15 protein-coding genes are annotated in these 20,541 nt (G+C 34.2%); 14 read left to right on the forward strand and 1 reads right to left on the reverse strand.

Features of this window, described 5'->3' with window-relative positions:
* The first annotated feature begins 19 nt into the window (after nt 1-19).
* From NQQ59_RS01880 to NQQ59_RS01920, 9 genes are all read left to right on the forward strand, one after another.
* Nucleotides 20-535 (forward strand): RNA polymerase sigma factor, encoded by a 516-nt coding sequence (locus NQQ59_RS01880; protein ID WP_144213075.1) that lies wholly within the window; start codon nt 20-22, stop codon nt 533-535.
* A gap of 51 nt (nt 536-586) precedes the next feature.
* Nucleotides 587-1,486 carry a FecR family protein gene (locus NQQ59_RS01885; protein ID WP_144221464.1) on the forward strand — a complete coding sequence of 300 codons (900 nt, stop codon included), beginning with the start codon at nt 587-589 and terminating at the stop codon, nt 1,484-1,486.
* An 84-nt stretch (nt 1,487-1,570) separates the two neighbouring features.
* Entirely contained in the window at nt 1,571-4,021 is a 2,451-nt protein-coding gene (locus tag NQQ59_RS01890; protein WP_257698116.1) for a TonB-dependent receptor, read from the forward strand.
* Nucleotides 4,022-4,150: 129 nt separating this feature from the next.
* Nucleotides 4,151-4,555 carry an OB-fold protein gene (locus NQQ59_RS01895; RefSeq protein WP_144213079.1) on the forward strand — a complete coding sequence of 135 codons (405 nt, stop codon included), beginning with the start codon at nt 4,151-4,153 and terminating at the stop codon, nt 4,553-4,555.
* A 6-nt stretch (nt 4,556-4,561) separates the two neighbouring features.
* Nucleotides 4,562-5,404, forward strand: a complete 843-nt coding sequence (locus tag NQQ59_RS01900) for a DUF5777 family beta-barrel protein (RefSeq protein WP_144213081.1) — start codon at nt 4,562-4,564, stop codon at nt 5,402-5,404.
* A 21-nt stretch (nt 5,405-5,425) separates the two neighbouring features.
* Nucleotides 5,426-5,839 carry a cytochrome c family protein gene (locus NQQ59_RS01905; protein WP_144213083.1) on the forward strand — a complete coding sequence of 138 codons (414 nt, stop codon included), beginning with the start codon at nt 5,426-5,428 and terminating at the stop codon, nt 5,837-5,839.
* A 5-nt stretch (nt 5,840-5,844) separates the two neighbouring features.
* Entirely contained in the window at nt 5,845-6,396 is a 552-nt protein-coding gene (locus NQQ59_RS01910; RefSeq protein ID WP_144213085.1) for a YceI family protein, read from the forward strand.
* 90 nt (nt 6,397-6,486) lie between these two features.
* A complete protein-coding gene (locus tag NQQ59_RS01915) occupies nt 6,487-6,882 on the forward strand; it encodes a hypothetical protein (RefSeq protein ID WP_144213087.1) in 396 nt (131 codons plus the stop codon).
* Nucleotides 6,883-6,947: 65 nt separating this feature from the next.
* On the forward strand, nt 6,948-7,820 hold the full coding sequence (locus tag NQQ59_RS01920; RefSeq protein ID WP_144213089.1) for a COG4315 family predicted lipoprotein: 873 nt from the start codon (nt 6,948-6,950) through the stop codon (nt 7,818-7,820).
* A 45-nt stretch (nt 7,821-7,865) separates the two neighbouring features.
* On the opposite strand, the gene NQQ59_RS01925 is transcribed toward NQQ59_RS01920, so the two are convergent.
* Complete coding sequence (locus NQQ59_RS01925) at nt 7,866-9,527, reverse strand: HEAT repeat domain-containing protein (protein WP_144213091.1); 1,662 nt, start codon at nt 9,525-9,527, stop codon at nt 7,866-7,868.
* A 403-nt stretch (nt 9,528-9,930) separates the two neighbouring features.
* On the opposite strand from NQQ59_RS01925, the gene NQQ59_RS01930 reads away from it, so the two are divergent.
* From NQQ59_RS01930 to NQQ59_RS01950, 5 genes are all read left to right on the forward strand, one after another.
* Nucleotides 9,931-11,532 (forward strand): sensor histidine kinase, encoded by a 1,602-nt coding sequence (locus tag NQQ59_RS01930; protein WP_144213093.1) that lies wholly within the window; start codon nt 9,931-9,933, stop codon nt 11,530-11,532.
* A complete protein-coding gene (locus NQQ59_RS01935) occupies nt 11,525-12,175 on the forward strand; it encodes a response regulator transcription factor (RefSeq protein WP_144213095.1) in 651 nt (216 codons plus the stop codon). The genes NQQ59_RS01930 and NQQ59_RS01935 overlap by 8 nt, the downstream gene beginning before the upstream one ends.
* Nucleotides 12,176-12,376: 201 nt before the next feature.
* Nucleotides 12,377-16,669 carry an MBG domain-containing protein gene (locus NQQ59_RS01940; RefSeq protein ID WP_144213097.1) on the forward strand — a complete coding sequence of 1,431 codons (4,293 nt, stop codon included), beginning with the start codon at nt 12,377-12,379 and terminating at the stop codon, nt 16,667-16,669.
* Between the two features lie 28 nt (nt 16,670-16,697).
* A complete protein-coding gene (locus NQQ59_RS01945) occupies nt 16,698-18,005 on the forward strand; it encodes an OmpA family protein (protein ID WP_186296544.1) in 1,308 nt (435 codons plus the stop codon).
* A gap of 149 nt (nt 18,006-18,154) precedes the next feature.
* On the forward strand, nt 18,155-20,143 hold the full coding sequence (locus tag NQQ59_RS01950) for a GAF domain-containing hybrid sensor histidine kinase/response regulator (RefSeq protein ID WP_144213101.1): 1,989 nt from the start codon (nt 18,155-18,157) through the stop codon (nt 20,141-20,143).
* Nucleotides 20,144-20,541: the final 398 nt, after the last annotated feature.

The following is a 20,541-nucleotide window of genomic DNA, read 5'->3' on the forward strand; positions in this document are numbered from 1 at the left end:
TTCCAAACCACAAACCTAAATGCCAAACAAGCCCGAATCAAACACTTGTGACGAAATTGTTTTTTCGTCCTTTTTTAAAAGCCATATTAAAGCGCTTCGGAATTTTCTTTTTTACAAATTTGGTAATCTCGAAAAGGCCGAAGATGTTGCACAAGAAGCTTTCTTAAAACTTTGGCAGAACTGTTCATCGGTTCCAATCGAAAAGGCAAAATCTTACGTCTATACCATTGCCAACAACAGCAGCCTGAATGAAATCGCCCATCAAAAAGTGGTTTTGAAATACGAAAAAGATTTTACAGGTTTGGATAAAACCAATCAGACTCCCGAATATATTTTGGAAGAAAAACAATTTCAAGCAAAACTTTTAAAAGCAATCGAAAACTTAAACGAGAAACAACGTGTTGCTTTTTTGATGCACAGAATTGATGGAAAAAAATATAGCGAAATTGCCGCCGACTTAAATATCAGCGTAAAAGCGGTAGAAAAACGCATTCATTTAGCTTTGTTAAGCTTACGTAAAGAAATTGATCTCTAAAAAGTAGGGTAAATTTAGTTCTAACTGTTTTAATAACATAATACCGGTACAATGAAAAAGAATCACTTACTAGCCAAATGGCTTAACGATGATTTGACTGAAGAAGAATTAGCTGCTTTTAAAGCCAGTCCCGATTTTGAAAAATATCAAAAAATTAAAAATTATACAGATCATTTAACGGTGGATGATTTGGATGAAAACGCTATGCTTTCTTCTATTTTGACACAGAAAAAAGAAGCCCCAAAAGTAATTCCGTTATACAAAACATGGTTTTTCCGTGCAGCAGCGATTTTTATTCTGGCTCTCGGAATCACACTTGCTTTTAATATGCTGGTACCTCAGACAGAAACGGCAGGTTTTGCAGAAAAAAATTCTTTTTCTCTGCCTGATAATTCTGAAGTGGTTTTAAACTCAGGTTCTGAAATTCAGTACAAAAAATGGAATTGGAACAAAAACAGAAATCTTGAACTACAAGGTGAAGCTTATTTTAAAGTAGCAAAAGGAAGACGTTTTGAAGTAGAAACCAAACTGGGAAAAGTAGCCGTTTTAGGAACACAGTTTAATGTTAAGGTTAGAAAAAACAGGTTTGATGTTGTTTGTTATGAAGGACGTGTAAAAGTGAATTACGGAGACAAACAAATTCTTTTGACTCATGGTCAAGGTGTAACTTTTCAGAATGGAAATCAGATTGAAACGGAAACCAATTCGCTAAAACCAGAATGGATCGACCATCAAATCAGTTTTTACAAAGAAAACATCCGAACTATTTTGGATGAAGTGGAAAGACAATACAACATTACTATTGAGTTGAAAACCAAAGATACAACCTCTTTGTTTACAGGAAAATTACCTGCTGAAAATCTCGATACCGCATTGCAGATTCTAAGTACAACTTATAACTTAAAAATTCAAAAAGTTTCAAACCATAAAATAATTATTGCCGAAAAATAAATGCTGCGCCCAAAACAATATCATTTTTTGTTTTGCATTTTTTTCTATGTCCTCAATTTATTGGGTCAGGAGAAAGGAAAAACTGTGCCTTTCAGTAAAATCATTATTGATATTGAGCAGCAGCATCAGGTTAGTTTTAATTATCTGGAAGACAATGTCGTTGGATTGAAATTAAGTCCGCCAAATAAATCACTTTCTTTAGAACAGAAACTGCGTTATCTTTCTCAAAAAACTGATTTGTCATTTGAAAACATTGACAACAAATTCGTTAATGTTTATAAAAACAAAGACAAAACTCCGATAATCTGTGGGTATATTTTTTCTTCATTAGATAAAAAACCTATTGAAGGCGTCAATCTTAATTTATCGGGAAAAATTCATGCTACAACCAATTCAGATGGTTATTTTGAATTAAAGAAAATAGATAAAAACTCGCTTTTAATCAGTCATGTGGGATTTTGTTCCAAAAGAATTTCAATTGGAAATGCTGATACCAAAAACTGCTTGAAATTATTCTTGGAACCTGAAGTTACAGAATTAAAAGAAATTAAAGCTGGATCTATTCTTGCTTCTGGTATTTCTAAAAATACAGACGGATCATTTGAGATCAAACCTAAGAAATTTGGTATTCTTCCTGGACTTATAGAACCAGACGCTTTGCAAGCCATGCAGCAAATCCCAGGGGTAAACAGCATCGATGAAAGTGTTTCGAGTATCAACGTTCGAGGAGGAACGCATGATCAGAATTTGTTTTTATGGAATGGAATCCGAATGTTTCAAACTGGTCACTTTTTTGGTTTGATTTCTGTATTTAATCCGAATTTGGCACACAACATTTCGATTTATAAAAACGGAAGTTCTGCTTTTTTTGGTGAAAGTGTATCGAGTGTAGTGGATATTTCTACAACTCCTCAAACGGAAGAAAAAAACAGTTTCAGTGCGGGAATCAATATGATAAATGCAGATGTTTATGGAAAATACAATCTTTCTAAAAAGAGTTTTATCGAAATTTCTGCCCGTAAATCGATTACCGATTTTGTAGAAACTCCTACTTATAAAGAATATTTCAATAAAGTATTCCAAAATACTACCATTACTGATTTCAATGAAAAGCAAAATGTAGATTATCGAAGTGACAAGAAATTCGGTTTTTATGATGCTACATTTAAATATGTCCAAAAAATAGGCACCAAAGATCAGCTAGTATTTGATTTAATAACGATTCAGGACAATCTGAAAGTTTTTCAAAGTGCAAAAGTCTACGATATTTTTAGGTCTGAAAACAGCACTTTACGTCAACAAAACTATGGTGGTAATTTATCATGGCAAAGAAACTGGAACAGCTTTAATACAACAAAAATCAATATTTACAATTCGGGTTATAAACTTCTTGGCAATCAGAAAAACAGTATCGGAAATCAAATTGCCATTCAGGAAAATACGGTAAATAATAACGGAATCAATTTAGAAAATCAGCATATTCTAAATTCTAAATTTATTCTGAGTGACGGTTATCAATTCAATGAAATCGGTATTACCAATTTCGAGCGCGTCAACAATCCTGAATTTTATCGAAAAGTTAAAGATGTACTTCGAACGCATGCTTTAATTTTTGAAGGAAAATATAATGATACCATCAGCAGATTATATTTTAAAGCTGGAGCACGAATCAATTATATTGAAAAATTTCAAAAATGCATTGTGGAGCCGCGAGTTCAATTTAATTATGGCATTAATAAAAACCTTAATCTAGAGCTGTTAGGAGAACTCAAAAGTCAAAATTCACAACAGATTATTGATTTGCAAAAAGATTATTTCGGAATCGAAAAAAGACGTTGGATTGTATCGAATAATACCACCGTTCCTATTCAGAGAAGCAAACAGCTGTCTTTAAGTTTATTCTACAAAAAGAATGACTGGCTTTTGGATATTGAGAATTTTTATAAAAGAGTAAACGGCATTATCACTGCTAGTCAAGGTTTTCAGAATCAATTAGAATTTGTACGAACGACGGGAGATTATGAAGTATTAGGAACAGAAATCCTAATTCAAAAAAAGCTAAATCACTTTCTGACATGGATGAGTTATACTTTTAATGATAATAACTACGATTTTCCTAATTACGAATTTCAAAGATTTCCAAACAATTTTGAGTTATCGCATACTCTTTCGTGGGCTGTAATGTACGAGAAAAACAATTTCAAAATTGCTCTGGGAACCAAATGGTCTTCGGGAAGGCCCAAAACTTCTGCAGAAACTTCCAATATAGATCCTTCAGATCCTGTTTTGGTTTACAACAGACCAAACAATACCAATCTTCATGCTTTTTCGCAGGTTAACCTCTCTTCTACTTATAAATGGGAAACTGCTAACGGAATTCAATATAAAATAGGACTATCTATTTTGAATATCTTAAATCGCAAAAACGAAATAGGCGAATATTATCGAATTAGTTCGCTTACTAATTCTATTGAAGAAGTGGAAACTTTTGCGCTACAAAGAACTCCAAATGTGAGTTTTAGAGTTTCTTTATAAACTACAACATACAAACCTCAAAAGACGGTTTGTATACTTTTTTATTTTTTTCTGACAAAATCACAATTTTTTGGTAGGGTAATCTGCATCATGCCTGTTTTACTATTAAACCCATCAAAAAAATTGAAAATGAAAAGAAAAAAAGCAGTCACACTCCTTGCAGTTTTGCTTCTAATCGTTTCTGGCGGTATCTATTTGTATTACGGTTTTCTTTTTAAAGAAGCCCGTAACATATCAACCGAAAATCCGGAAACCAGCATAACGGCATCCACATTAATTGAGGATTACAATTCCGATCCTAAAAAAGCAGATTTAAAATACCTCAACAAAACTATCGAGGTAACAGGTAAAGTAACCAAAGAAACAGATTCTGTTATGATACTTGAAAATACTGTTTTCTGCCTTTTCACTCAAAAAACAAAACACAATCTCTTAAGTCCTAATGCCATCATTAAAGGAAAATGCATTGGTTACGACGAGCTATTTCAGGAAATCAAATTAGACCAGTGCACGATTAATAACCCAAACAATTAACCATTTATGAAAAAACTCTTAATCCCCTTCTGCTTTTTTATGGCTACTATGGCTTATTCGCAGGACGATTTACTTAAAAGCCTTGATTCTACTAAGGTAGATGCCAACTATTCTACAGCAACTTTTAAAGCTTTGCAGCTGGTAACCTTACAAACCACAAAAATGCCTGCAAAAAAGGAATTTTATTTTGTTGTATCGCATCGTTTTGGTACAGTAAAAGATGGTCTTGACAGCTTTTTCGGTCTGGATAATGCTACTACAAAACTGGGCGGTATTTATGGAATTACAGATTGGCTTTCTGCTAGTCTTTCTAGACATACTTTAAACAAAATGTATGAAACTGGTTTAAAATACCGATTGGTGAGACAAGACGATCATTTCCCTGTAGATATTGTGGGTTATAGTGTTGCTGATATTAATACTTTTTTGGAGAAGGACCAATATCCAGGTTTAGAATTTAAGCATCGAGTTACTTTGGTACAGCAAGTATTGATTTCAAGAAAATTCAGTGAAAAACTGTCGTTTGAGTTAGTGCCTTCTTTTATTCACAAAAACCTTTACAATCCTGACATTGAAAGAGACAATCAGTTTTCTTTTGGTGGAGGCGGACGCTATAAAATCACTAAAAGATTGTCTGTAAACTTAGAATACATGCACAATTTTGACAAACCTGATTTTTACAAAAACCCTTTATCAGTAGGACTTGATGTAGAAACTGGCGGACATGTTTTCCAGCTTATTTTCACTAATTCACAATCCATGAGCGAAAGCGGATACATCACTAATGCATCTGGAAACTGGGGCAAAGGAGATTTCTTCTTCGGATTTAACTTATACAGAGTATTTTAATTAACCACAAAAAAACAAACTATGAAAAAGGTATTAATGTTAACCGTTTTACTTGCCGTATTTACAAGCTGCAGCGATTCGGATACTTATGAAGATATTGAAACTCCAACGAATACAGAACCCAATAATCCTAATCCAGGCAATCCTGATCCAGTTACTCCATCAGAGCCATCGACCGCAGTAACGTACACTAAAAATGTAAAATCAATTATCGATGCTAATTGTATTGGTTGTCACCAAAGTGGAAGATCTGCAGGGTTTAGACCTTTAACAACTTATGCAGAAGTAAAAGCTGCTGTTGAAAATGCTGGACTATTAGGCAGAATACAGCTCCAAAATGGTCAACAAGGTATTATGCCTCAAGGAGGAAGAATGTCTCAGGCCAATATTGATGTGATTGTAAAATGGAACACTGACGGATTAAAAGAAAATTAATTACTATGAAAAGACTATTTTTTAATTGCTTGATTGTATTCCTTTTACTTGGAATAAACAATGCATCAGCACAAAAACTGATCACAAAAACCGGAAATATCAAGTTTCAGGCTTCAATGCCTTCTTATGAAGAAGTTACCGCCGAAAACAAAAGTGTTTCTGCGATACTAGAACAATCAACCGGAGATTTTGCGTCTTTGGTTCTTATAAAAGGCTTCCGCTTTAAAGTGGCTTTAATGGAAGAACATTTCAATGAAAATTATATGGAATCTGAAAAGTTCTCAAAAGCAACATTAAAAGGAAAAATTGTTGATTTTGATATTGCTAAAATCACCAATACGCCTAAAAACTTTACTCTTAAAGGAGATCTTACCATTCACGGCAAGACAAATCCTGTGACCATCATTGTAAAAATTTCAAAAGCTGCTAATGGAATCACACTTAATGGTTCATTTGAAGCAAAACCGGAAGATTACAACATTGAAATTCCAAGTTTGGTGAGAAAGAAAATTGCTGATAAAGTCAAAATCGATTACAACTTTTTACTGACTAAATAAATGCCTTCTGAATACATCATTGGACATTCTATTTGAGGCCGGTTTCATACTTAGCCGGCTTCTTTTTACCACTAACCTAACCCATTTTTTATGATCTGGAAAAACTATACCGTTACAGGTGAAGATGTAGATGATGTTATGGTAATGGAAAACACTGCCTATGTCTCTTATACCATACGATTATTATATCGCTTTTTGTATGAGAATGGATTTTCAAGAGAGAAACTCAGAACACTCAATCTGGGTATTCAGGAAGGAAATCATGGATTGGTCTGTTATAAAAATCTAATGTTTACCGAACCTTTTTTAGTCGAAATGAACCAATTCAATATTGAAGATAAAATCAATTTTAAAAGCGCTTTTTTCAATTCGAAGAACGAATGTTGTGCCGAAATCAACAGCGAAGTACAATGGTTTGATTCTATTCATATGAAAATTGTTTCAACCCCTAAACAGATTCTTCAACATTTTACAATGAAAAGCTAGTATTACCTCAAGAGAAACCTTACCCGTTACGAATAATATTAATAACAACAATTAAATTAAAAACCATGAAATTACAACAATTAAAATTCGCTTTAGCTGCAGTTGCAGCCCTGTTTATCGCAAGCTGTAGCAGCGATACTGACAATAACAATACAACTCCAGAAGTTAAAAAAGAGATTAGTCTTTCTACAAGCGCAACATTTGGTTCGTATCTGACTGATAAAGAAGGGAAATCGCTTTACTTTTTTGCCACTGATGCCAATGGCCAGGCATCTTGTTCTGGAGGTTGCGAAGCTGTATGGCCTCCATTTTATGTAGATAATTTGACTGCCGATAAAATCGCGGATGGCTTAACTTTATCTGATTTTGGAACGATTACAACCTCTTCTTCTAAAAAACAACTAACGTATAAAGGATGGCCTTTATATTATTATGCGCCAGTGGTAAACGGAGTTAATACTCGTGAAGCTACAGGTCAAACTACAGGAGATGGTGTTGGCGGTGTTTGGTTTATTGCAAAACCTGATTATTCTATTATGCTGGTAAAAAGTCAGCTTGTAGGTCACGACGGAAAAAACTATAAATCTGATTATACTGTTGGTGATGGCACGACTACTTACTTTACAGACGCAAAAGGATTGACATTGTATACTTTTAAGAATGATAACTTCAAAAAGAATAATTTCACTAAAGCTGATTTTTCTAATAATTCGGTTTGGCCTATTTATGAAACAGACAAGATTGTTGTTCCGTCAATTTTGGACAAATCTAAGTTTTCTGTAATTACGGTATTTGGTAAATCACAACTGACTTACAACGGTTGGCCATTATATTATTTCGGACAAGATGCTTCTGTTAGAGGTGCGAATAAAGGAATTAGTTTCCCTGCTCCAGGTGTTTGGCCAGTTCCTGTAAAAGACATTGCTCTTGCTATATAATATTTACTATTTCAAACTGGTCCAATCAAATGGGCCAGTTTGATTTTATTTCCAGTTTTTTAATAATTCGTTCGCAAGTTCTTTTACAACCGTTTCATCGCTGTTTAAAAATGTTTTGATTTCTTTTTCTGCTTTTTCCCCTTTAAGCATTGCCAATGCAATCAGAAAGTTTCTACAGTTGAAATCACTTTCTTTTCTTGCTTCTTCACAAGCTTTAATCAATAGATCGGCTGAAGCAACATCTTTTAATCTTCCTAATCCTAATGCGGCATCATATCTCATTGAAAAATCTGATTCGTTATTTTTTAGGATTTTTTTGAAAAGCTCTTTATGTTTCTCTAATGGAAAGTTCGACAAATATTCTATTGAGGCTCTTTCCCATTCCAATGCTTCACCTCTTTCTTTATATATCTTTTCAAATGTATCTTGCTGATTATTTACATTATTTACAATAAGCAAATTCACTAAAGCAACTGTTCTGTATTGTTCATAATTGATCAAAACTGGTAAAAGATCAATTAATCTTTGATTCTTATTTCCTTTTAGAGCATCGGCACTCCAATATCTCACAGAAGAATCTTTGTGTTTTAAAAAGTCAATTAAAATAGTAGTACTTTCAGCATCATTTCTTCCTTCTAATGCTCTTACTAATTGTGCAATCACTTTTTCGTTTTTACAAACTTTTAAAGTGTGTTGAATATTCGGTAATACTTCATCAGAATAAATCAATTTATTATGCTGAACAAAAATGAAATAGTCATCTGAAACCTTTTTTGATTCTAATAATGTTAACCAAAACCTTAGATTTTCAATTTTATTCGATTCAAAAAAACAATCTAATAAATCATTTGAAATACTGTCTTTTTGAGTCATTAATAATTTTAAATATTCATTATCGCTACTTGTTGGACTTTCAGCTAAGGCCTGCAAGGCAATTTTACGCACTTTATCATTATCTAAAAATGGTTTAAAGGTTTCTAGTAAATTCCCTATTTTAAGTTCTTTTACTGTATAAATGGCGTATCCTTTTATATTGATATCCCAATTTTTAACGGCGTCTAAAACGATCTTTTCTGTTTTATCATTTTTATCTGTTATTGATAATATCTGAACCGCTAAAATTTTAGCTTTTAAGTTTTCACTATCATATCTTTTATATGCCGTTTCTTGTAAACTGTCTTTATCCAATCTGAAAAATAAAGGTATCATGTGCGCATCACCGAAGTTTTCATTTTCTACTAAAAAGTCAAACATTTCGGTGGTATGTTTTGTCTTTAGATGCAGAAGTGCCATTCCACACCAAAGCAAATTTCCTTTTTCTTTTTCTATTTTTAATTTGTTTAATAATTGTTCTTCTCTTGACAAATCGTTAGAAGCGCCAATCATTAAATAAGAAAGTAAACGTTGATTCGGATTTTCTGAATTCAACATTTTATCAATGTTCTCAGTATATAAATTCTCCTTTTTGAAATCACTTAAAGGAAATGCCGTCAAACTTTCTCCTTTTAAATTGGAGGTTAACTGTGTAATATCACTTTGAGGGGTTAGAATATTTGGGTATTTGCGAAATAAATCATCTAAACTTTCTTCATTAAATGTTTCACTTAAAGAGTGTTCAAAATCAGTCTTAAAATTGGTTAAATCCTGACTTTGAATCTTTGTAAAAAAAGTTAAAAGAATACTTGTGATAAGTAGTTTTATTTTCATTTCCTTTTTTATTTGTTAGAAGAATTTTATGTGTAATTCATGCTTCCGCAATCTTGTTAATTTTGCGCTTTTCAAACAAATATATCTAAAATAACTTACAACGTATAATGTCCTTTCTTTTAAAAATAAATCTTTATAAGTAACTATATAAGCTTAATTCAATATCATTCAATTGAATTCAGAACAAAGAATAAATGATTCAGAACAATTATTAAAACAATATCTAATGTAATTTATACATTTGATTTTCATGTAAAATATACTTTCAATATATTTAGTGTGTCTCATTATTATTTTTGGAATCGTGAAAATTCGTTTAAGCTTTTTTTTAATTTTTACTACTCTAGTCTGTTTAGGTCAGTCTTCTTTTAATTCATTAAAGAAGGATCTTGAACAGAAAATTGTGTATTGTAAATTTAAAGAAGTTTTAAATCTTATTGAAAAAAACAGAGAATCTTATAGCGGTTCTGCCGGAATTGAACTAGACATTATAAAACTGAAAACCTTAACTGAACTTGGTCTTTATGATGAGGCTTTTAAACTTTCACAAAATCTAAACACAGATTCTCAAACAAGTCCAGAACAGCAACTTAACATCTATGTTGAAAGAGCACTGATCTTTGAGATTAACGAAAATGCAGCTTCTTGCTTTAAGGAACTGAAGAAAGCTGAAACCATATTTTCTAATTATCCCTATCTGAAATCGAAAAATTACACCAATTTTCTAATTCGTAAATCTTCTTATTATCGTGTAAACGGTTTTTCTGAAAAGGCATATCAACTTGCTCTTCAGGCAGAAAAATACGCAGAAAAAGTTCATGATACGGTAAACATGCCTGTTGTACAACTTATCCTTGGATTGGGTAATCGAAAATCTGATTCAGAAAAAGAGTTAAAATATTACCAGCGCGCACTTTATTTATACAAAAAACAGCATCATTACGAGGCTATTATATCTATGTATAATAATCTGAGTTTTTATTATTTAAAGGACAAAAAATACAATACAGCTGAAACTTACATAGATTCTGCACTGGCTTTAGTATCAAAATCAAATGTTCTCAATTACAAAGCTGATGTATACGAAACCAAAAGCATTATACTTGAAAAACAGCATAAGCCAGATTCTAGTCTGTTTTATTATAAAAGTGCTTCAGAATATTATAAAAAATATTATAGCGAACAGCGAGATCTAAAAATTAAAGAACTTGAAACGCAATACAACTTTGAAAAAGAAAAAAGTGAGAAACAAGCCTTAAAAAAAGATATTAAAAAGACTCGAATCTTAAACACTACACTCATTGTATCGGTTCTTGTTCTGGCTTTATTTACATATCAACTGACGAGAAACAAAAGAAAGATCGAAAAACAGAAGAAAAAAATTTCTGAAAACAATTCAGCCTTGCAGATTAGTTTAGAAGAAAAACAGTTTCTGGTTCAGGAATTGAATCACAGAGTCAAAAATAATCTTGCCGTAATTTTAAGTTTGATTGATTTTCAAAAAGACCAGGAAGAAAATGAAGATTATAAAAACCGATTTGACGACCTTTATCAACGTATTAAAACCATTATGATTGCTCATGAACTCTATACTTACAGTGTAAACTATCAGGATCATTCAAGAGTTGAAGCAAGTACTTATCTGGATAAGATTTTTGAAACCCACCAAAACAGTAGTATACGAATTTTTACCTATACCATTAATGCTGAAGAAGTTTATTTCAGTGTAGATAAAATATTGTCACTCGGACTTCTTGTAAATGAATTAGTGACCAATTCTATTAAACATGCAAAATCTACAGAAGATCTTGCTTTGCAGCTGCAACTTAAAAAAACTGATACCAATAAAATAAAAATTCACTATTCTGACAATGGGACAATTTTCAACTTTGAAACCAAAAAAGATTCTTTGGGACTTATTATTGTTGAAGGAATGGTAAAACAATTAAAAGGGCATTACACAAGAGAAAATTCAAAATACAAAATCGTATTTCCTAATGACTGAACATAAAAGCAGAATATTAATTGTAGAAGATGAAGTCTTAATTGCATTGTCTTTAAAGAAAATGCTGGAGCCATTTTTTACCACTGATATTACCCACAGCTATGAAGAAGCTAGAATACTCCTTTCGAACAGACTATTTGATCTTGTTTTAATTGATATTTCTCTTTCTGGAGATAAAACTGGACTTGATTTGGCTGAATTCATCAATACTACTATTTCAATACCTTTTATATTCACGACGGCGCTCACAGATCCAAGTACTTTGGAAAAGGTTACACATCTAAGACCTTCTGCTTATCTTTCTAAACCAGTCGAAAAAGTCAACTTGGTAACAGCTATTAATCTTGCTTTGGTTAATGAAGATTCGGTTTTTAAAATTGAACTGGGCAAACAGATATATTATTTCCAGTCAAAAGATTTTTTGTTTGCCGAAGCAGATCATGTGTATGTTGAAATACATCTCAAATCTGGAAAAAATCAGATTTTAAGAACCACTATGACTAATTTAGAAGAGATTTTCCCTGCTAAACATTTCAAAAGAATAAATCGTAGTACAGCTGTAAATCCTTATCATGTTTGGAAAATCATCAACGATAAACTTTACATTGAAGATAAGATTTTTAAAATCTCCAAAAATTTCTGATTTCATTTCAGAACAAAAAATAGCAGTTTCAGAACATTTTTTAAGTCCTTGCTAAGGAAAGTTTTAGTTTTAAACTCTGAATAAAACCAAAAGCCCCTGTAATCCTTTTCTATTTCTCCTGATGCAGTAGCTTTCTGTATGCTTCTGTCCTTTTTTCAGAAGCAGTTTTATTAAAACTATTCTTTAAACAAAAGGACGATTATGAAACAACTCTACACGTTAATTAAATTTGGTTGCTTTTTATTTATACTACAGTTTACAACTGCTTATGCTCAAAATTATCAACCGATTACCATTCAAAGTGGTTTTAATGCCGATGTTATAGCAAATGGTATTGGTCCAGCCGCAAATTCGACAACCCATGATGTTGATGGAGTCAACTTCGCTTTTATAGCTAGGAACTTTCAGTCAACTTCTTCAAGCATAGCGCTTACATATGGTCTACCTGAATCAGGCATCATAAATTCCTTAGTGGCGACTACACCTGATTTAAGCTATCAACTGGCTAATTACAGCGGAAATAATTGTTTACGCTTTCCAAAACTAAACGATTCAGGTACATTGATTTTCAGTCGTTCATTTAAGGCTTACACTATTTATATCTTGGCTACATCGGGATCTGGATCCAGTAAAATGGACGTCATCGTAAACTTTACAGATTCAAGTACACAGACATTTACAGGAATACAGATCGATGATTGGTATGCCGGCCTTAATTTTGCTGCGCAGGGTATTGGAAGGGTAAATAGAGTTACGGATGATTTAGAACAATACTACGAAACCAATCCTCGTCTTTATCAGATTCCACTAGCTATTGGTTCATCAAACCAAAATAAGGAAATAAAAAGCATCAGCTTAAAAAAAAACGGTGGAAATGGTGTATCCAACATCTTTGCCGTTTCAGCGGATATCTATAATCCCTGTACACCAGCAGAAAATATCAGTTCGTCAGCTGCTATGGATAATGTTTCCATTAACTGGACTGCTGCTTCCTCATCACCAAACAACGGTTACGACTATTATTTAAGTATGACAGATACAGCTCCTACTCCGGCAACCACTCGAACAGGAAATGTTTCCGGCACAACTTTAAACCTAAATTCATTACTAGTTGGACAAACCTACTATGTATGGATCAGATCCAACTGTGGCTCGGGTGTTCTAGGTGATTGGAAAAAACATGTTTTTACAACAGGTAGGATTTCTGCCTTATATGATAAAGGAGATATTCAAACATCGTATATTACTAGTTCATCTTTGACTACTGCTGCAGAAACACTTTGTCCAGGCCAGCTTTCCATTACGATTCCCGAAGGATACCGAATAAAGAATACTACCGTGGAGTATAACATGACTGCATTACAAGGTTCACAATATGAACAACGAAGTTTTCTGACCTGCAAAAACAATAACACTACAGAAGGCACTATTGTTTCAGGAACAACTACATCGACAAAAACAACTAATTACAAAAGGGATATTGCAATTGCCAACGGTTTGACCGGTACTGTAAATTTTGAACTCAAAGCATTTCGTACCTCGAGAGGGACTGGTTGCAGCACAGAATATAACAAAGTGGATAACAATTCCTGGAAGATAACAACCACTCTCGAACTTATTCCTTTAACTGTCGTTAGATCTCAGACAGATGTTTTATGCAAAGGTTCAGGTACCGGAACCGCAACAGTAAACATTAAAGGCGGAAGCGGAAAATATCTTTATATATGGACTCCTACAGGAGGTACAGCCGCAACGGCAACCGGATTATCTACAGGAACATACAAGGTAAATATTACAGATGCAGCTACGTCTGTTTCAATCGATGAAACTTTCACCATAAACGAGCCTCCAACATTAAGTGCCATTACGAATCAAACAGATGCCACCTGTTCGTCTGGTGGTACGGCATCCGTAATGCCATCCGGTGGTGTGGCCCCCTATTCTTATCTATGGACTCCCAGCCGAGACACAACAGCAAATGTTTCAAATTTAGCCCCTGGAAATCATAACTGCCGAATTACGGATGCAAACGGCTGTACAGTTACCAAAAACTTTGTTATTACTACTACGAATACTCTGGTGGCATCTACTTTTCAAACTGACCTTTTATGTCATAATGGAAATACTGGAAGTGCGGGGGTAATACCGTCGGGAGCACCAGGTCCATTTACATATATGTGGTCCCCTTCTGGAGGGAATGCCGATACGGCACATAATCTTGCAGCAGGAAATTATTCTGTAACCATCACTGCCCACAATGGATGTTCAATTGTAAAAAACTTTATCATAATCCAACCACCAGCAATTGTGGTCACAAAAACCGGACAAACAGATGTTACTTGCTTTGGTGGCTCCAACGGTTCCTTGTCTGTCGCTGTAACTGGAGGAAGTTCTGGTTACACGTATTTATGGGCACCTTCTGGAGGAACTTCCGCAACAGCAACTGGTCTTTCTGCTGGAATTCATACACTTACTGTAACGGATTCTAATGGATGTACTAAAACAGAAAATTACACCATTACACAACCTGCCGCACTTACACCATCAATAACCAAAACTAACGTATCCTGCAATGGAGGTTCCAACGGATCTGCAACTGTGAGCGTTACGGGCGGAACTGGAGCCTATACGTATTTATGGTCACCTTCCGGAGGGACTGCATCTACAGCATCTGGCCTGTCTGCAGGAAATTACATTGTTACTATAAAAGATGCCAACTTATGTCAGACCACAGCAAGCGTTCTCATAGATCAACCTGATTTACTTACAGCAACAATAGCAAAAACAGATGTCACCTGCCATAATACCAATAATGGAACTGCAACAGTAACTGCTAATGGAGGAACTGGCACTTATACCTATTCATGGGCTCCATCGGGAGGAACGGCTTCTACTGCCTCAGGATTGGCTCCCGGAACTTACACGGCAATGATAACGGATACAAATGGATGCTTTATAACTAAAACAGTTACTATTTCGGAGCCATCTCAACTTATAGCGGTTACTTCTAAGGTCGATGTTTCCTGCAAAGGAGGATTTAACGGAACTGCAAGCATTGTTGCAACTGGAGGAACGGGAAATTACAAGTATTCCTGGTCTCCATCAGGGGGAACTGCAGCAACCGCAACTGGCCTTTCTGCCGGAAATTATACCGTAACAGTTACCGATGAAAACTCTTGTTCGGTTACCATGCCTATTATTATTAACGAACCTACTAATCCGATTAGTTTAAGTACATCAACAGCAGGAAATGTAACCGTTTCAAGCGCTTTGCTTTTGGGCAGTGCTTCTTCTGATGGAATTGATCAAGATAAAGGACAATGTTTAATCGAAACTGGTTTTGTTTATTCACTAACTCCTAATCCCTCTATTACAGATAATAAAATAAATACAGGAGATTCTTTAGGAGCACTTAACGCATCTTTGACCAACCTTAAAGGAAATACTACTTATTATGTTAGAACTTATGCCATTAACAGCAATAGATTTATAAATTATGGAAACGAAATTAATTTCACTACAGAACAATATACACTTCGTATAACTGCTTCAGCAGGACATAAAAAAGTGTATGGAACTGTCGATCCAGTATTTGATTATACTGTTTCAGGGCTTATGAATGGAGACACTAATGCTGTCCTAACCGGAAATCTGTCAAGAGATTTGGGAGAGAATGTTGGAACATACGCGATCAATCTCGGAACTTTAACTGCTTATGCCGATTATAACATTGTTTTTGAAAATTCGACTTTTGAAATTACAAAAGCGGATCAGGTTATTAGTTGGAATCAGGATTTGGAATTTGGTTGTGATACCCAAAATTCAATAACGCTTAATGCCACTTCAGACAGCGGATTATCTATAACATATTCACTTCCAAATACTGAAATAGCTGAAGTTTCGGGTACTGTTTTGAATATTAAAAATTCGGGAAGCTCTACTATTACAGCTTCTCAAAATGGAGATCAAAATCATAATCCGGCTATTGCTATTATAAAACCAATTGAAGTTAGCCAAAACGGACTTATCACGCAGCAATGGGCTGATGTTCTTTTCTTTGATAACAATTCGAAAGATTTTGTTGCGTGGCAATGGTATAAAAATGGAATTGCAGTTTCTGGTGCAACTCGTCAATATTATAATGAAAATCAAGCTTTAAACGGAACTTATTTTGTCATTGCAACAAACAAAGAAGGAAAAGCCATTAAATCCTGTCCTTTTGAGGCAAAAGGTGTTACAATTACCAAAACACTAAAAATTTATCCGAATCCAGTACGACCATCTGGCAAATTTAATTTGGATTGCAACTTTAGTGAAGCACAATTGAATGGTTCTGTCCTAAACATTTTTGACATTAACGGAAAAATAGTTCAGACGATTTCTAATGTAAAAATTCAAAATCAAATTACAGCGCCAACTCAAGCAGCGATTTATATTTTAATGCTGACTTTGCCAAATGGTGAACAGAAAACAATCAATCTACTGGTAAAGTAAAATGAGATTTAATTCAAAATTAGAAAAGATGAGATTTAAAACTATAATCGGAATATTTTTAATATACAGCAACGCACAATCACAGGAAATCACTGCTAAACTTAATGGAGGTCTTTCAGGGATTTTATATGAAAGTACACTTGGAAATGGCGAACTAAAAGCTGGCGGAGGTTTAGGACTTGGATATACTTATTTCTTCAATAAAAATTGGGGAATCAGTACTGGAATAGACATTAATTACAATCAAAATAGTTTTAAATTGAATGACGGAACCACGATTTCAAATTATGAAGTAGATGATGAGACTTCTGCATTTGAATATCGTGTAACGTCTTCAAACTATAAAGAAAGTCAACATTTTATTTCTTTTGCAATTCCTGTTTTAGCTCAATTCAGAACTCCAATTTCGACTCATTCACAATGGTACTTCGCATTTGGAGGAAAGGTTTTATTTCCAGGAAAATTAAATAGTAAAGCTTCCGCCGATGAATTGCAGCTGAATGGCTATTATCCTGATATGAATCTTTTGATAGATGATTTGCCTTCTCATGGATTTGGTACAGTAAACAATTGGCAGGATAAAACGTCTTCAAGACTTAATACTATTTTTCTATTGAGCTTAGAAACAGGAGTTACTTTCAAATTAAAAGAAAATATTCAACTTTATACAGGGATTTATGCCGATTACGGATTATCTGATCTAGCCAAAGATAATTCGGATACCAATATAGTAGCGTATGACCCAAACGGAATTAATACTACACAAGCAAATGGTGTTGTTGGAAACAGAAAAATAGTCCAGGAAACAAAATATCTAGCTGCAGGAATTCAGTTAAAACTAGGCTTTACATTCAAAAAAGAAAAAGAGCTGCCAGTACAAACTCAAATAATTGAACCACAAATAGAAACTCAAAATACAGATCCAAAACCTGAAATTCAAAAACAGGTTGTAGTAGTTGCTGAGACTAAAGAAATCACAGCCGAACAACGTGATTATATCGAAAAACCATTACTTTTTGAAGAAGTAGGAAATACCAAAGTCACTCCTGAACTTGCTTCGAGACTTGATAAAATTGCCAAAATTTTAATTGAGAATAAGAATATTGATTTAAATATTACAGGATACACCTGCGATATTGGAACTGAAGAACAAAACATTAAAGTTGGTATGATGCGAGCCCAGTCTGCAGCAGATTATCTAAAAAATAATGGTGTTGAAAGCCAAAGATTGCATTTATTTTCTAAAGGTGAGAATGAACCCCTTGTCCCAAATATTCCTATAGAAAACCGACCTTTAAACCGTCGGGTTTCACTTAAACTATTTACAAAACAATAATTTTAGAAGAAAAAAGTTGCCTTAATGCAGGCAACTTTTTTTAAACCTATTATCTATTATTGAACTGTAAATTATATAACCTTTAGCAATAAAATATATAAAAAACTCATATCCAGTATTTTGTAACTTGTTTCTTAATTTTTCATGTTATGGATACTGCCCCTATGCCTATTCCTCACAATGAAGCTGAGCGTCTTGATGCTTTAAAACGTTATAACATACTGGATACACTTCCTGATAATGCCTTTGATGATGCGACAGCACTAGTCTCCTATATTTGTGGCGTTCCAATTGCTTACATCTCTTTTATTGACGAAAGTCGACAGTGGTTCAAATCTGAAATTGGATTGGGAGTTTCAGAAGTACCCAGAGAGATTACTTTCTGCCGTTATACCATTATGGATTCCAGACTTGTTGAAATTCCAGACACACTTCTCAGCGAACGCTTTAGAAATGACCCAAATGTGATAGGCGGGTTTAAAATACGTTTCTATGCTGGAGTACCTCTAACTACTCCTGACGGTTATCATATCGGAGTGTTATGTGCAGCTGATCATGTGCCCAAAAAACTCAATGCCAGACAGCGCAACGCACTCAAAATTGTAGCGCGCCATGTAATTAATACTTTAGAACTCGAAACAAAAAACAATGAATTGGCACGTCAGAAAAAAATAGCTGACCGTGCTGTAGCGGCCAAAGAAAATTTTCTGGCCAATATGAGTCATGAAATAAGAACACCGCTGAATGCCGTTATCGGGTTCACCGAACTATTGGCTGGAACCAAACTTGATCAGGAGCAGCGTATTTTTGTTCAGGATGTACAAACGGCGGGAGAAAATTTATTGCTAATTGTCAATGATATTCTGGATCTCTCTAAAATTGAGTCTGGTGGACTTACTCTTGATCTTCAACCTTTCAATCTAAAAAAAGCCTTGCGTCATGTTTATGATCTTCTAAAAGTAAAAGCTGCCCCAGAAGTTGAATTTAATCTGTATCTCGACGCAGAACTCCCAGAAATGGTATCAGGCGATCAGGGAAGACTCAATCAAATATTGGTGAACCTTGCTGGAAATGCGCTAAAGTTTACTAGCGAAGGAGAAGTCACTATTTCGGTCAAAAAAACAGGTGAAACTCAAGATACTTTTCAACTTCGTTTTTCTGTCAAAGATACTGGTATCGGAATACCTCAGGAATATTTGAACTCCGTTTTTGAACGTTTCTCACAGGCTGAAGAAAGCACTACCAGAAAATTTGGCGGTACAGGTCTTGGACTTAATATTGTCAAACAACTAGTAGAACTGCATGATTCCAAAATTGAGGTTAAGAGTCGTGAAGGATATGGATCACAATTTTACTTTACTGTTGCCTACAAAAAAGCCTCTGGTGAGGAAGAACAACCCGAAGCTAAACCTGTACATAATCTAGGTAAACTCCGAATACTGCTTTGCGAGGACAATCGTCTCAACCAGAAACTCGCACAGAATGTTATTGAAGGCTTCGGATTTGAAATTGATACCGCAGAAAACGGTTTACAAGGTATCGAACTGCTATCACACCAACACTATGATTTGGTTCTCATGGATTTACAAATGCCTATACAAGATGGCTATCAGACCACAGATTATATTCGTAGAAAGATGAACAGTTCTATTCCCATAATAGCTATGACAGCACATTCCCTCGCTGGTGAACAGGACCGCTGCTATAGTTCTGGGATGGATGGTTATGTACCCAAGCCTTTCAAACAATATGAACTGCTACAGGCTATTAAAACTGTTCTAAAAAAAGAACGTCGAAATGTGCAACATCTAAAAGCAGATTTATCCCAAATTGAAGAAACGGACCGTATTAAACCAGGTTGGAAAAAAGAAGTCACAAGTCAGTTTATAGAAAAAGCGCCTATCGAACTTAAAGAACTTCAGAATGCTGTCAAACGAAGTGATTTCAATGCTGTACTTCACACTGCCGAACAGCTTCAAATCTGGCTCCATCTCTTCCTTCTCGAAGAACTCAGCGATGATTTGCGTTCGGTTGAAAAAGAAGCCATAGAAAAAAAATTCACAGTTGAAACTGCGGATCATCTCGATATACTACACTGTAGCATTCTTGAAATTGTAAAGGATTTAAAGGGAAAGTAAAAGTTTAGGTTATTCGTTACTTCAATTAGTAAAGATTAATGCGCTTTAAATAAAAAATACTTTTTTATATCAATTATTAGAACGGTAGTAAAAAGAACACCAAGCAAATTAGAATCGCGGCATATGCTGCAAATAAAACACAGAGTTCTTTATTGTGGCGTCGTTTAATTTGTGAGAGTCTTAACTTTAAGGCCTCTTTCTCTCCTGCTATAATCTCGTGGTATCTGTCTCTCATAACCTCAAAAAAATTAGAATCTAAAATTTCTGCATTCCAAATAATAAAATGCCACTTCATAAATCAAATGTAAGATTTCACAGCAATAAAATTTCAAGTATATATACCTATTTTCTTATAAATCAAATTTTATTTTTTATTGAAAAACAAAGTAGCAATCATC

The organism is Flavobacterium panacis, from assembly GCF_024649945.1.
In the GTDB taxonomy this organism is placed as follows: domain Bacteria; phylum Bacteroidota; class Bacteroidia; order Flavobacteriales; family Flavobacteriaceae; genus Flavobacterium; species Flavobacterium panacis.